This is a genomic window from Pseudomonas sp. HT11, from assembly GCF_044875395.1.
In the GTDB taxonomy this organism is placed as follows: Bacteria; Pseudomonadota; Gammaproteobacteria; order Pseudomonadales; family Pseudomonadaceae; genus Aquipseudomonas.
Map to the genome: position 1 here is coordinate 3852915 of NZ_CP173217.1, position 12897 is coordinate 3865811.

The following is a 12897-nucleotide window of genomic DNA, read 5'->3' on the forward strand; positions in this document are numbered from 1 at the left end:
TTGTTCAGTTATAGAGCGCTGGCCTTAAGATCCCTGTAACCGGCACCCGGATGATTCGGCGCCAGCCGTGCGCCATCGCCGAACAACTTCTCGCGCAAGGTGCCCTGGGCGTATTCGGTCTTGTACACGCCGCGCTTTTGCAGCTCCGGCACCAACAGGTCCACGGCGTCGATAAAGGTTTCGTGGGTCAGCGCATAGGCCAGATTGAAACCGTCCACGTCAGTCTCCTCGACCCATTCCTGCAGCAGGTCGGCCACGGTTTCAGGGCCACCGACAAACAACGGGCCAAAGCCGCCAATGCCAACCCAGTCGGCCAGTTCGTTGGGCGTCCAGACTTTGTTCGGGTCCGCCGTGGAGAAGGCCTCCACCGCCGACTGAATGGCGTTGGTGTGCACGTGCTTGAGCGGTTCATCGGGTTTGAACTGGCTGAAGTCGATACCGGTCCAGCCAGAGATCAGTGCCATCGCGCCTTCGTAGCTGACGTAGGATTTGTACTCGTCGAACTTGGCCTTGGCCCTGGCGTCGGTCTCGCCGACGATCACCGTCTGCAAGTTGAAAATCAGGATTTTCTTCGGGTCGCGCCCGGCTTCTGCGGCACGGCGGCGGATATCGGCCACGGTCTTTTTCAGCAACACCTTGGACGGCGCCGCGACAAACACGCACTCGGCCTGCTCGGCGGCGAACTGCTTGCCACGGCTGGACGCACCAGCCTGGTACAGCACCGGCGTGCGCTGCGGCGACGGCTCGCACAGATGAATACCGGGCACCTGGAAGTGTTTGCCGACGTGACGGATTTCGTGAATTTTGCTCGGGTCGCTGAAAATTCGGCGCTCGCGATCACGCAATACCGCGCCCTCTTCCCAGCTGCCTTCCCAAAGCTTGTAGCAAACCTCCAGGTATTCCTCGGCGTAGTCATAGCGCGCGTCGTGTTCGGTCTGGGCTTTCTGGCCGAGGTTCTTGGCGCCGCTTTCCAGGTACGAGGTGACGATGTTCCAGCCCACACGGCCCTTGGTCAGGTGATCGAGGGTGGAAAGCCTGCGGGCAAACGGGTACGGGTGCTCGAACGACAACGAGGCGGTCAGGCCGAAACCCAGGTGTTCGGTGACCAGTGCCATCGGCGCGATCAACGACAACGGGTCATTGACGGGCACCTGCGCCGCCTGGCGAATCGCCGCGTCACCGTTGCCGTTGTACACGTCGTAAATACCCAGCACGTCGGCGATAAACAGCCCGTCGAATTTGCCGCGTTCGAGGATTTTGGCCAGGTCGGTCCAATACTCCAGGTCTTTGTACTGCCACGAACGGTCACGCGGGTGCGCCCACAGCCCGGGCGATTGGTGGCCGACGCAGTTCATGTCGAAGGCATTCAAGCGGATTTCACGGGACATCAAAGCGCTCCGTTGAGGTGGTAGTTGCCAACAACCTGGTATTTGCTGCGCAACGGATCATCAAGGCTGGGCGGCAGCGCGGTGCGCTGGCCGGTGAGTTCGAACTCGGCATTGCTGGCAAAAATCAGCGCTTCGGCGGCGGCGATCTGCGCTTCGGTGAGGGCCACCGGGCTTGGGTCGGTGGCGGCGCGCTCAAGCAAGGCGGCGGCCACATCGACGCGGATCTGCCAATCGCCGAAGCGGCTGATCACGTAGGGGTCATCGCTTCGCTCAACCGTGCGGCGGGTGCTTTCCAGCAGTAGGCGCGCGTGATTCAGTGCGGTCATGGGTCAGGTTCCTCAGTTCCAGGCGTGGCGGGCGGGCTTCACGCCGTTGAGCACGAAGTTGCCGATCAGGTGGTATTTCCAGCGGGCCGGGTCGTGCAGGGTGTGGGTGCGCGCATTGCGCCAGAAGCGGTCGAGGTTGTGCTTGGCGGTCACCGAGCGAGTGCCGGCGAGTTCGAAGAGTTTGCTGCTGGCGAGCAAGGCGGTTTCGGCCGACAGCACTTTGGCCTGGGCGACGACCAGCGAGGCGTGGGCCACGGTGTCTTCGTTCGGCTCGGCCAGGGCCAGGTCGACCGCCTTGCCGGCTTTGGCAAGAATGGCTTCGGTGCCGTGCACGCGCCATTGCAGGTCGCCAATCGCGGCGATGGTGAATGGGTCTTGCCAGCCGTGTTCCTGTTGGCTGTCGATCCAGGGCCGCGCCTGGCGGGCGTGGATTTTGGCGTGTTCAAGCGCGCCAAGGGCGATGCCGGTGTCGACGGCGGCCTGGATGATCTGCGAGATCGGGCCGTTGGCGGTGGGTTGGTCGAAGGCCAGGTGAGCCGGGATCACTGCGGTGCGCGGCACGCTCACGCCGTCGAGTGTCACCCCGCCGCTGGCGGTGGTGCGTTGGCCAAAGCCGTCCCAGCTATCAACCACCGTGAGCCCCGGCGCATCGCGTTCAACGAACGCAATAAAGGCCTGGCCGTTTTCATTGTTGCCGACGGTGGGCACGATATGCGCGAACAGCGCGCCGGTGCAGTAGAACTTCTCGCCGTTGATTTGCGCGGTGTCGTGCTCAAAACGGATCTGGGTATCAAACGTGCCGGCGTTTTTGCTCTTGGCTTCAGAGAAGGCATTGCCGAACCGATAACCGGCCAGGACCTTGCCGAAGTAGTGGCGCTTTTGTTCCTCTGTGGCGGTTTGCAGCAGGATGTCCACCACGCCCAAATGGTTCTGCGGGATTTGCCCCAGCGATGGGTCGGCGGCGGAAATCAACTTGATCACCTCGGCCACCGTCACATAGGACACCTCGGCGCCGCCATAGGCTTTAGGAATGGTGATGCCCCACAAACCGCTGGCAGAAAACTCGTCAAGTTCGGCCACCGGCAAGCGCCGCTCGCGGTCGCGTGCACTGGCGTCGACGGCAAAGCGTGCGGCCAGGCGCGTGGCGACCTCGATGGCCTCGGCGTCCGAGCGAATGATATGGGCAGGTTGTTGAGGGTGGGCTGACATGGGCCGACTCCAGGCTCCGGTGAGATGACCTGGGTGATTGCAGGAGTCGTGCCTGAATTTAATCGCCAATAAAATCAGGGTGTTGCGGCTAAAACCTTGAAAGGCCTGCGTGTGCAGGCGAGCAAAGTGTCCATCCACTGTTGCCTGGCAGACAGTTAGATCACCACGTTACGCACGAAGCACACCGCCACCTCACCATCATTGCGATAGCCGTGGGCCTGGCGGCTGGCGAACATGAAGAACTCACCGGTGGCCACGTGTTTTTCTTCGTCATCGAGGATCAGGGTCAGGCGGCCTTCGAACACAAACAGCTGCACGCTCCAGCCTTCCGGGTCAGGTTCCGGGCTGTAACGGTCGCCCGGTTCCAGGCGCATCTCCCACAATTCCACTTCGCGCCGGGCAGTAGCCTTGGCCAGCAATACGGCTTTACTGCCGGGAATGTCGCCGGCCCACGCCAGCTCGTTGATGCGGCTGTGATCGCCGGCATCCGGCGCCTGGATCAGGTCGCTGAAAGCCACATCCAGGGCTTCGGCGACGCGGTCCAGGGTGGACAGGCTGACATTCTTCTCGCCCGCCTCGATGGCCACCAGCATGCGCCGGCTGACGCCGGACTTTTCCGATAGCGCGGTCTGGCTCATGTCGGCAGCATGCCGCAAACGACGGACGTTCTGGCTGACGTGTTGCAGGACCGACGCCCGATGTGGATTTTCTTTGTGCACTATATTGCTCAATAGGTAGGTGTGCGCAGTATACTGCCCAGCGTGCGGCGCATTGTGCGGTCCGTGCCTTTCCCTTGCAAGACCGAGCCGCCATGACTGCCCCGAACCCCTCCTCACGCTTCAACCGTTTCAGCAAAGCCGAATGCATTCTCGTGGTGATCACCATGATCTGGGGCGGCACCTTTTTGTTGGTGCAACATGCGATGACGGTCAGCGGACCGATGTTTTTCGTGGGTCTGCGGTTTGCCGCAGCGGCCATCGTGGTTGGGTTCTTTTCGTTGCGCACCCTGCGCGGCCTGACCTTGTTTGAGTTGAAAGCCGGCGCCTTCATCGGCACCTCGATCATGTTCGGCTACGGCATGCAGACCATCGGGCTGCAGACTATTCCGAGCAGTCAGTCGGCGTTCATCACCGCGCTGTATGTGCCGTTCGTGCCGCTGCTGCAATGGCTGGTGCTGGGGCGTCGCCCAGGGCTGATGCCGGCCATCGGCATCATGCTGGCGTTTACCGGCTTGATGTTGCTCACCGGCCCGGCCGGCGCGTCGCTGAACTTCAGCCCCGGCGAAATCGCCACGCTGATCTGTGCCGTGGCGGTGGCCGCCGAAATCATTCTGATCAGCGCGTTTGCCGGGCAGGTGGATGTACGCCGGGTGACCGTGGTGCAACTGGCCACGGCGTCGTTATTGTCGTTTCTGATGGTGGTGCCGATGGGGGAACCCTTGCCAGGTTTCTCGTGGTTGCTGGTATTCAGCGCGGTGGGCCTGGGCTTGACCAGCGCGGTGATCCAGGTCGCGATGAACTGGGCGCAGCAGAGTGTCTCGCCGACACGCGCCACCTTGATCTACGCCGGTGAACCGGTGTGGGCCGGCGTGATCGGACGGATGGCCGGTGAGCGCTTCCCGCCGATCGCGATGGTGGGGGCGGCGTTGATTGTGGCGGCAGTGATTGTGAGTGAGCTGAAGACTAAAGGGCAGAAGGCCATCGAACTGCAGGATGAAAGGGAACAGGAGCAGCAGGGGTAAGGTCTGACTGCTGGTAATGGCTGTCAGATCGCCATCGCGGGCGAACCCGGCTCCCACAGCGAGCGGTGGTGACGGCTGCAATGGCGCCAGCTGAAACAATGCCAAACGGGGGTTTTCAGCCTACCTTGTAGGATCCTGCCACATCTTGGCGTTTGGTGATCGACAAAGCGGCACGTATGATGCATCCCAAACTCCCGCAGATTAGAAGCCTATGTCCCTGATAGTTCTACTGCTTCTGCCTTTTATTGGCAGCTGTCTGGCGGCCTTGCTGCCGCACAATGCACGTAACACCGAATCCCTGTTGGCTGGCCTCGTGGCCCTGGTCGGCACCATTCAAGTCGCCCTGCTCTACCCTCAGATCGCCCACGGTGGCGTGATCCGCGAAGAATTCATGTGGTTGCCCAGCCTTGGGTTGAACTTCGTGCTGCGCATGGATGGGTTCGCCTGGCTGTTCTCGATGCTGGTGCTGGGCATCGGCTCGCTGGTGTCGCTGTATGCGCGCTACTACATGTCGCCGGACGACCCGGTGCCGCGTTTCTTCGCGTTTTTCCTGGCCTTCATGGGCGCCATGCTCGGGCTGGTGATTTCCGGCAACCTGATCCAGATCGTGTTCTTCTGGGAACTGACCAGCCTGTTCTCGTTCCTGTTGATCGGCTATTGGCACCACCGCGCCGATGCCAGGCGCGGCGCCTATATGGCGCTGATGGTCACCGGTGCGGGCGGCCTGTGCCTGTTGGCCGGCGTGATGCTGCTGGGGCATATCGTCGGCAGCTATGACCTGGACCAGGTGCTGGCGGCGGGCGATCAGATTCGCGCGCACTCGCTGTACCCGGTCATGCTCGCCCTGGTGCTGATCGGCGCCCTGAGCAAAAGCGCACAGTTCCCCTTCCACTTCTGGCTGCCCCACGCGATGGCGGCACCGACGCCGGTTTCGGCGTACCTGCACTCGGCGACGATGGTGAAAGCCGGCGTGTTCCTGCTGGCCCGCCTGTGGCCGTCGCTGTCCGGCAGCGAAGAATGGTTCTGGATCGTCGGCGGTGCCGGCGCCATCACCCTCCTCCTCGGCGCTTACTGCGCCATGTTTCAAAACGATCTCAAGGGCCTGCTGGCCTACTCCACCATCAGCCACCTCGGGCTGATCACCCTGCTGCTGGGCCTCAACAGCCCGCTGGCCGCCGTCGCTGCGGTGTTCCACATCCTCAACCACGCCACCTTCAAGGCCTCGCTGTTCATGGCGGCGGGCATCATCGACCACGAAAGCGGCACCCGTGATATTCGCAAGCTCAGCGGTCTGGTGCGCCTGATCCCGTTTACCGCGACCCTGGCGATGGTGGCCAGTGCGTCGATGGCCGGGGTGCCGTTGCTCAATGGCTTCCTGTCCAAAGAGATGTTCTTCGCTGAAACGGTATTTATCTCGGCGACCGCCTGGGTGGAAATTGCCCTGCCGATGATTGCAACCATCGCCGGCACTTTCAGCGTCGCCTATGCGCTGCGCTTTACCGTCGATGTGTTCTTCGGCCCGCCCGCCACCGATTTGCCGCACACGCCCCACGAACCGCCGCGCTGGATGCGCGCCCCGGTGGAACTGCTGGTGTTCACTTGTCTGCTGGTGGGCATCTTCCCGGCCCAGGTGGTCGGCTCGATTCTCGCTGCCGCTGCGCTGCCGGTGGTCGGTGGTGTGCTGCCCGAGTACAGCCTGGCGATCTGGCACGGCTGGAACGCGCCGATGATCATGAGCCTGGTGGCGATGTCCGGCGGCGTGGTGCTCTACCTGCTGCTGCGCAAACAGCTCAAACGTGGCCGCTTCAAGTACCCGCCGGTCATCAGCTACTTCAACGGCAAGCGCATGTTCGAACGCAGCCTGGTGGTGATGATGCGCGGCGTGCGCCGGATCGAAAAACGCATCAGCACCAAACGCCTGCAGACCCAGCTGTTCCTGCTGGTGACGGCAGCGGTGATTGCAGGTTTGATCCCGATGCTCAACAGCGGCCTCAGCTGGGGCGACCGGCCGAAGATCCCGGGCTCCATTGTGTTTGTGACCCTGTGGCTGCTGGCGATTGCCTGCGCCCTCGGCGCCGCGTGGCAAGCCAAGTATCACCGGCTGGCAGCCCTGACCATGGTCAGCGTGTGCGGCTTGATGACCTGCATCACCTTCGTGTGGTTCTCGGCGCCGGACCTGGCGTTGACGCAGCTGGTCGTCGAAGTGGTGACCACCGTGTTGATTCTGCTCGGCCTGCGCTGGCTGCCACGGCGGATCGAAGAAGTGTCGCCATTGCCCAGCTCGCTGCGCAAGGCGCGCATTCGCCGCCTGCGTGACTTCCTGCTGTCCACCGTGGTGGGCGGCGGCATGGCGCTGCTGTCCTACGCGATGCTGACCCGCCAGACCCCCAACGATATCTCCTCGTTCTACCTCAGCCGCGCCCTGCCCGAAGGCGGCGGCAGCAACGTCGTGAACGTGATGCTCGTCGACTTCCGTGGCTTCGATACCCTCGGCGAAATCACCGTGCTCGGCGCCGTGGCGCTGACGGTGTATGCCCTGCTGCGGCGCTTCCGTCCGTCCAAAGAAAGCATGCAACTGCCCGCGCAACAGCGCCAGTTGGCGCCGGACGTGGCCACCGACCTGGTCAACCCGCGCCAGGCCAGCGACACCGCGCTGGGCTTCATGATGGTGCCGGCGGTGCTGGTGCGCCTGCTGCTGCCAATTGCGCTGGTGGTGTCGTTCTACCTGTTCATGCGCGGTCATAACCAGCCGGGCGGCGGCTTTGTCGCAGGCCTGGTGATGTCGGTAGCGTTCATCCTGCAATACATGGTTGCGGGTACGCAGTGGGTTGAGGCGCAGATGAGCCTGCGGCCAATGCGCTGGATGGGTTTTGGCCTGCTTTCGGCCACCCTGACCGGGCTCGGCGCGCTGTTTGCCGGTTACCCGTTCCTCACCACCCACACCTGGCATTTCAGCGTGCCGGTGCTCGGCGATATCCATATCGCCAGCGCCCTGTTCTTCGACGTCGGCGTGTACGCCATGGTCGTCGGTTCCACGCTGCTGATGCTCACCGCCCTCGGTCACCAGTCCGTGCGGGCCCACAAACCGAGCAACCAGGCGAAAAAAGTGGTTGCCGCAACGCAAGGAGCCGCCTGATGGAAGAAGTCATCGCAATTGCCATTGGGGTCCTGGCGGCCTCCGGCGTCTGGCTGATCCTGCGGCCACGGACGTTCCAGGTGGTGATGGGCCTGTGCCTGCTGTCGTACGGGGTCAACCTGTTCATTTTCAGCATGGGCAGCCTGTTTATCGGCAAGGAGCCGATCATCAAGGACGGCGTGCCGCAAGACCTTCTGCACTACACCGATCCCCTGCCCCAGGCGCTGGTACTGACGGCGATCGTGATCAGCTTCGCCATGACCGCGCTGTTTCTGGTGGTGCTGCTGGCCTCCCGCGGTCTGACCGGCACTGACCATGTAGACGGTCGGGAGCCCAAGGAATGACGTGGATCAATCAACTGATCGTCGCGCCGATCCTGCTGCCGTTGCTGACCGCCGCGCTGATGCTGATGCTCGGCGAAAAACGCCGTCCGCTGAAGGCAAAAATCAACCTGTTTTCCAGCGTCATCGGCCTGGGCATCGCCGTCCTGCTGCTGTACTGGACACAACAAGGCGGCCCCGGCTCCATCGGCGTGTACCAGCCGGGCAACTGGCAGGTACCGTTCGGCATCGTGCTGGTGGTGGACCAACTGTCGGCGATGATGCTGGTGCTCACCGGGATCATCGGCGTGAGCGCGCTGCTGTTCGCCATGGCCCGTTGGGACCGCGCCGGTACCAGCTTCCACGCGCTGTTCCAGATCCAGATGATGGGCCTGTACGGCGCCTTCCTGACAGCGGACCTGTTCAACCTGTTCGTGTTCTTCGAAGTGCTGCTGGCGGCGTCCTATGGTTTGATGCTGCACGGCTCGGGCCGTGCGCGGGTGTCGTCGGGGCTGCATTACATCGCGATCAACCTGCTGGCCTCGTCGCTGTTCCTGATTGGCGCGGCGATGATCTACGGCGTCACCGGCACGCTGAATTTTGCTGACCTGGCACTGAAAATCCCCTTGGTGCCAGAGGCCGATCGCGGCCTGTTGCACGCAGGCGCGGCAATTCTGGCAACAGCGTTCCTGGCCAAAGCCGGCATGTGGCCGCTGAACTTCTGGCTGGCGCCCGCCTACTCCTCGGCCAGCGCGCCGGTGGCGGCGATGTTTGCGATTATGACCAAAGTGGGCGTGTACACCGTGCTGCGCCTGTGGACCTTGCTGTTTTCGGGGCAAGCCGGTGCTTCGGCGCTGTTTGGCGGCGACTGGCTGGTGTACGGCGGCATGGCGACGATCATTTGCGCAGCATTGGCGATGGTAGCGGCGCAGCGGCTGGAACGCATGGCCAGCTTGAGCATTCTGGTGTCGGCCGGGATTCTGCTGTCGGCCGTGGGCTTTGCTCAGCCAAGCCTGACGGCCGGAGCGCTGTTCTATCTGGTCAGCTCGACGCTGGCATTGAGCGCGCTGTTCCTGCTGGCCGAACTGATCGAGCGTTCGCGCTCGGCCAATGACCTGCCGCTGGACGAGGAAATCGATGCGTTGCCCAAGGCCATGGAGTCGTTGCATCCACGGCCCGGCGTGAACCTCGACGATGAACAGAAAGCCGTGGTCGGCCAGGTGATTCCATGGACCATGGCCTTTCTCGGTTTGAGCTTTGTTGCCTGCGCATTGCTGATTATCGGCATGCCGCCGCTGTCTGGCTTCATCGGCAAGCTCAGCCTGTTAAGCGCGCTGGTCAACCCGCTGGGGCTGGGGAATGCGGTGGATGCACCCATACGCCCCGCCGCCTGGGGCTTGGTGACATTGCTGATCCTGTCGGGCCTGGCGTCGCTGATTGCCTTCGCCCGCCTGGGCATCCAGCGCTTCTGGACGCCGGAAGAGCGCCCCTCGCCGCTGCTGCGCCGCTATGAGTGCCTGCCGATCTTCTTCCTGCTCGGCCTGAGCATCCTCCTGACGTTCAAGGCCGAGCCGTTGATGCGCTACACCCAGGCCACCGCCGAAAGCCTGAACAACCCGGAACACTACGTGATGGCCGTTTTGGCGACGCGTCCGGTGCCGAGCCCTGAAGCCAAGACCGCCGCCCTGGAGGTGCAGCCATGAAGCGTCTGTTCCCTGCCCCCTGGTTATCGCTGGCGTTGTGGCTGTTGTGGTTGGTGCTGAACCTGTCCGTCAGCCCCGGCAACCTGCTGCTCGGCGCGCTGCTGGGCTTTCTTGCCCCGCTGCTGATGGCGCCGCTGCGCCCGTCGCCGATCCGCATCCGCCGCCCCGGGGTGATCCTGCGCCTGTTTCTGGTGGTGGGCCGCGACGTGATCATCTCTAATCTGCAAGTGGCATGGGGCGTGCTGATCTGCGGCTCGCGTGCGCCGCGTTCGCGCTTTATCAAAATCCCGCTGAACCTGCGCGACGCCAACGGCCTGGCCGTACTGTCGATGATCACCAGCGTCACACCCGGCACGGTCTGGTCGGAACTGGCGCTGGACCGCAGCATTCTGCTGTTGCACGTGTTCGACCTTGAGGATGAAGCGCCCTTTATCGAGCACTTCAAAACCACCTACGAGCGGCCCCTGATGGAGATCTTCGAATGAGCGCCCTGCTCTCCAACGCGATCCTGATCAGCCTGTTCCTGTTCTCGCTGGCCATGGTGCTGACACTGGCGCGCCTGTTCAAAGGCCCGTCGGCACAGGACCGGGTTCTGGCACTGGATTATCTGTACATCCTGGCGATGCTGATGATGCTGGTGCTCGGCATCCGCTACGCCAGTGACACCTACTTTGAAGCGGCGCTGCTGATTGCGCTGTTTGGCTTTGTCGGGTCGTTCGCTTTGGCGAAATTCCTGCTGCGTGGCGAGGTGATTGAATGATGCCGTTATGGGTTGAAGCCAGCGTGGCGGTATTGCTGGTGCTGAGCAGCGTATTCGCACTGATCGGCGCGATCGGTCTGCTGCGCATGAAGGACTTTTTCCAGCGCATGCACCCGCCGGCGCTGGCCTCTACATTGGGTGCGTGGTGTGTGGCGTTGGCGTCGATCATCTACTTTTCGGTGCTCAAGTCCGCGCCGGTGCTGCACGGCTGGTTGATTCCGATTCTGCTGTCGATCACGGTGCCGGTAACCACGCTGCTGCTGGCTCGCACTGCACTGTTCCGCAAACGCATGGCCGGGGACGATGTGCCCGCCGAGGTCAGCAGCCGCCGCTGATCGACCAGGCGCACACGATCTAAAAATGTGGGAGCTGGCTTGCCTGCGATGGCGGTCTATCAGTTACAACTTCATAGACTGATACACCGCTATCGCAGGCAAGCCAGCTCCCACAGTTGGTTTGCGCTAGGCGAAGGACCGGATGTGCTCCGCCAGTTGCGTCAACCCGGCATCATCCGCCCGCACGTGGTCATGGGATGAAATATAGCCCTCGTAGGCCTCGAAGAACTTGTCCACCTTCGAACTCAACGGCTTGAACGCACTGTCCGAGCCCGTGCCATGCATGGGAAACAGCTTCGCATGCAGGTGATCCACCCCATACCCTTCCAGCATCATCCCGGTGCGCGCCACATCCGGAAACGCCCGGTCGATCTGCAGTGCGGTTTTTTTGGTGGCGACAACAAGGTCGGCCAGCACCTTATCCGACTGCGCAAACGCATAGCTGCCGTAGTGCTGCTTGGGGATTACCACGCTGAAACCCGGCGTGTTGGGGAAGATCGACAGGAACGCCATATGGTGTTCGTCCTCCCACAGAATGTGGGCTGGAGAGGTCTTTCGGACAATGCTGCAAAAAATACAATCCATTCAAATCACCGCCAGTTTCACCATGGGTTTGGTCGTGGCGATCATCTAAAGCCATGAATGGGCGAGCGTCAAAACAAAAGACAATTTTCCGAAAGCTCTTACGAAATTGAGATCAGAAACGCAACGGTGATGGGCCGCCCTGATCGATGAGCTGATCATCATCCGTATCCCGGTGCTGTTGGGACAAGGGATTCCCTTGTTCAGCCTGATTGGTAGTGAGCGTGAACTGCGCCATGTCGGCACGTATGCGTCGCAGAATGGGTTTGGCAAGGTGCTCTGGGACGGTAAAGGGGCCAATCAACAGCCCCAATCACACGTCAAACCAAGGTCACCGCGTTGGCGTAGATGTCAGTCGGTGGACTCCCGCCTTGCCTACCCCACACTTCCTCTCGCCCATTGATCACTGCAAGCGAATGGCCCACCATTTGACCGTTAACCGGAACGCCATGAGTCACAAGACCCAGTTGCCCACGCGCCAAGTTTTCAACAGTGGTTTTTTGGATGTGGGCACTCAGGCCCAGGCGCACGAACCCATTGTAATTGTGACCAAAGGGCTCACCGTCATTGATGCTGTATAACGCGCTCTCGAAACCTCGCGCGGCATAACCGTCGTTATTCTCCATTTGCGCCCGTTTAGCACTCACGGCATACAGAAAATTAGCATCTGCCACCATCGCCGGATTATCGCCACTGAACTCAGATCTATAGGTTGCCTGCGCCAGCTCATCTTTGGACAGGTGGTACCAGCGGTCATCCCGCATCTGTATGTTCCAGCCATCACCCGCTGCGATTACCTGCTTGTAAATATCGGTCGGCTTCTGGCCAAACTTCATCATTGCGACCTTTATGGCTGCCACCGTCGTGCAATTGCTTTTATTTGGCCCCTGCTTGAAACCACTCCAGATATTGCCGGGTTCATTACCCACGCCAGGTCTTCTGCCCGGATTACTCCTGTCGGTGTAGAGGTCATCAAGACTCATCCTCTGAGTGGGAGTGTTATGACTTACCTGCCGCGGATGACGAAGCCCAGGTCCGTTATGTGCACGGGGGTGGCCAGTGTCATGCGACCGGCTGGACAGAGACTCTCGCCCCGCATCCGGGAACAGGTGCTGTATAGACTGAAAAACTGCCGCTTGGGAGGCTATGTAGACGTCCAAGGTTTGAATCAGCTTGTGGAGATCGTTCTTGAACGTACCGCTGTCCACCTTTTCCAGAAGCGCCTTCAAACTGAAAGATAACCGTTGAGCCATTTGTGCCTTGGAACCTGTCGCATCAAATAACTCATTGAGCTGCTGTTTGACCGCAACCACTTCGGCCGCAGGCGCAACGGAAACCGCCCTGGGTCGCAACCCATTTGGCGCATACCCGGCGCCCACACCTCCCGTCCCTGCCGC

At 61.6% G+C, this 12897-nt stretch carries 13 protein-coding genes; 7 read left to right on the plus strand and 6 right to left on the minus strand.

Annotation, left to right across the window (positions count from 1 at the left end; genetic code table 11):
• Positions 1–8: 8 nt before the first annotated feature.
• The 4 genes from ABWL43_RS17670 to ABWL43_RS17685 form a co-directional block, all read right to left on the minus strand.
• Complete coding sequence (locus ABWL43_RS17670; RefSeq protein WP_145164036.1) at positions 9–1388, minus strand: LLM class flavin-dependent oxidoreductase; 1380 nt, start codon at positions 1386–1388, stop codon at positions 9–11.
• On the minus strand, positions 1388–1714 hold the full coding sequence (locus tag ABWL43_RS17675; protein ID WP_404483337.1) for an acyl-CoA dehydrogenase: 327 nt from the start codon (positions 1712–1714) through the stop codon (positions 1388–1390). Before ABWL43_RS17675 ends, ABWL43_RS17670 begins: the two co-directional genes overlap by 1 nt.
• A 12-nt stretch (positions 1715–1726) precedes the next feature.
• Complete coding sequence (locus ABWL43_RS17680; protein ID WP_242199399.1) at positions 1727–2923, minus strand: SfnB family sulfur acquisition oxidoreductase; 1197 nt, start codon at positions 2921–2923, stop codon at positions 1727–1729.
• Between the two features lie 155 nt (positions 2924–3078).
• Positions 3079–3642, minus strand: a complete 564-nt coding sequence (locus tag ABWL43_RS17685; RefSeq protein ID WP_404483339.1) for a helix-turn-helix domain-containing protein — start codon at positions 3640–3642, stop codon at positions 3079–3081.
• Between the two features lie 92 nt (positions 3643–3734).
• Between ABWL43_RS17685 and ABWL43_RS17690 the strand changes: the two genes are divergently transcribed.
• The 7 genes from ABWL43_RS17690 (at position 3735) to ABWL43_RS17720 (ending at position 10918) form a co-directional block, all read left to right on the plus strand.
• The gene (locus ABWL43_RS17690; RefSeq protein WP_179608732.1) at positions 3735–4664 is read left to right on the plus strand and encodes a DMT family transporter; all 930 of its coding nucleotides are present in this window, start codon (positions 3735–3737) and stop codon (positions 4662–4664) included.
• Positions 4665–4875: 211 nt separating this feature from the next.
• Positions 4876–7800, plus strand: coding sequence for a monovalent cation/H+ antiporter subunit A (locus tag ABWL43_RS17695; protein ID WP_145164028.1), 2925 nt, complete (start codon positions 4876–4878; stop codon positions 7798–7800).
• The gene (locus ABWL43_RS17700; RefSeq protein ID WP_007986256.1) at positions 7800–8144 is read left to right on the plus strand and encodes a Na+/H+ antiporter subunit C; all 345 of its coding nucleotides are present in this window, start codon (positions 7800–7802) and stop codon (positions 8142–8144) included. Before ABWL43_RS17695 ends, ABWL43_RS17700 begins: the two co-directional genes overlap by 1 nt.
• Positions 8141–9823, plus strand: coding sequence for a monovalent cation/H+ antiporter subunit D (locus tag ABWL43_RS17705; protein WP_404483342.1), 1683 nt, complete (start codon positions 8141–8143; stop codon positions 9821–9823). Before ABWL43_RS17700 ends, ABWL43_RS17705 begins: the two co-directional genes overlap by 4 nt.
• A complete protein-coding gene (locus tag ABWL43_RS17710) occupies positions 9820–10308 on the plus strand; it encodes a Na+/H+ antiporter subunit E (protein ID WP_262209150.1) in 489 nt (162 codons plus the stop codon). The genes ABWL43_RS17705 and ABWL43_RS17710 overlap by 4 nt, the downstream gene beginning before the upstream one ends.
• Positions 10305–10583, plus strand: coding sequence for a K+/H+ antiporter subunit F (locus ABWL43_RS17715; RefSeq protein ID WP_106578792.1), 279 nt, complete (start codon positions 10305–10307; stop codon positions 10581–10583). Before ABWL43_RS17710 ends, ABWL43_RS17715 begins: the two co-directional genes overlap by 4 nt.
• Positions 10580–10918, plus strand: a complete 339-nt coding sequence (locus ABWL43_RS17720) for a Na+/H+ antiporter subunit G (protein WP_145164022.1) — start codon at positions 10580–10582, stop codon at positions 10916–10918. Before ABWL43_RS17715 ends, ABWL43_RS17720 begins: the two co-directional genes overlap by 4 nt.
• Positions 10919–11044: 126 nt before the next feature.
• Here the strand turns inward: ABWL43_RS17720 and ABWL43_RS17725 are convergent, their stop codons facing one another.
• The gene (locus ABWL43_RS17725; RefSeq protein WP_404483345.1) at positions 11045–11503 is read right to left on the minus strand and encodes an HIT family protein; all 459 of its coding nucleotides are present in this window, start codon (positions 11501–11503) and stop codon (positions 11045–11047) included.
• Between the two features lie 317 nt (positions 11504–11820).
• A complete protein-coding gene (locus ABWL43_RS17730; RefSeq protein WP_404483346.1) occupies positions 11821–12879 on the minus strand; it encodes a hypothetical protein in 1059 nt (352 codons plus the stop codon).
• Positions 12880–12897 lie beyond the last annotated feature (18 nt).

Excerpts from the sequence above, each read along its gene's own strand:
- ABWL43_RS17670 (WP_145164036.1), bottom strand. The coding sequence starts at position 1,388 with ATGTCCCGTGAAATCCGCTTGAATGCCTTCGACATGAACTGCGTCGGC.
- ABWL43_RS17675 (WP_404483337.1), bottom strand. The coding sequence starts at position 1,714 with ATGACCGCACTGAATCACGCGCGCCTACTGCTGGAAAGCACCCGCCGC.
- ABWL43_RS17680 (WP_242199399.1), bottom strand. The coding sequence starts at position 2,923 with ATGTCAGCCCACCCTCAACAACCTGCCCATATCATTCGCTCGGACGCC.
- ABWL43_RS17690 (WP_179608732.1), top strand. The coding sequence starts at position 3,735 with ATGACTGCCCCGAACCCCTCCTCACGCTTCAACCGTTTCAGCAAAGCC.
- ABWL43_RS17695 (WP_145164028.1), top strand. The coding sequence starts at position 4,876 with ATGTCCCTGATAGTTCTACTGCTTCTGCCTTTTATTGGCAGCTGTCTG.
- ABWL43_RS17700 (WP_007986256.1), top strand. The coding sequence starts at position 7,800 with ATGGAAGAAGTCATCGCAATTGCCATTGGGGTCCTGGCGGCCTCCGGC.
- ABWL43_RS17705 (WP_404483342.1), top strand. The coding sequence starts at position 8,141 with ATGACGTGGATCAATCAACTGATCGTCGCGCCGATCCTGCTGCCGTTG.
- ABWL43_RS17710 (WP_262209150.1), top strand. The coding sequence starts at position 9,820 with ATGAAGCGTCTGTTCCCTGCCCCCTGGTTATCGCTGGCGTTGTGGCTG.
- ABWL43_RS17715 (WP_106578792.1), top strand. The coding sequence starts at position 10,305 with ATGAGCGCCCTGCTCTCCAACGCGATCCTGATCAGCCTGTTCCTGTTC.
- ABWL43_RS17720 (WP_145164022.1), top strand. The coding sequence starts at position 10,580 with ATGATGCCGTTATGGGTTGAAGCCAGCGTGGCGGTATTGCTGGTGCTG.
- ABWL43_RS17725 (WP_404483345.1), bottom strand. The coding sequence starts at position 11,503 with ATGGATTGTATTTTTTGCAGCATTGTCCGAAAGACCTCTCCAGCCCAC.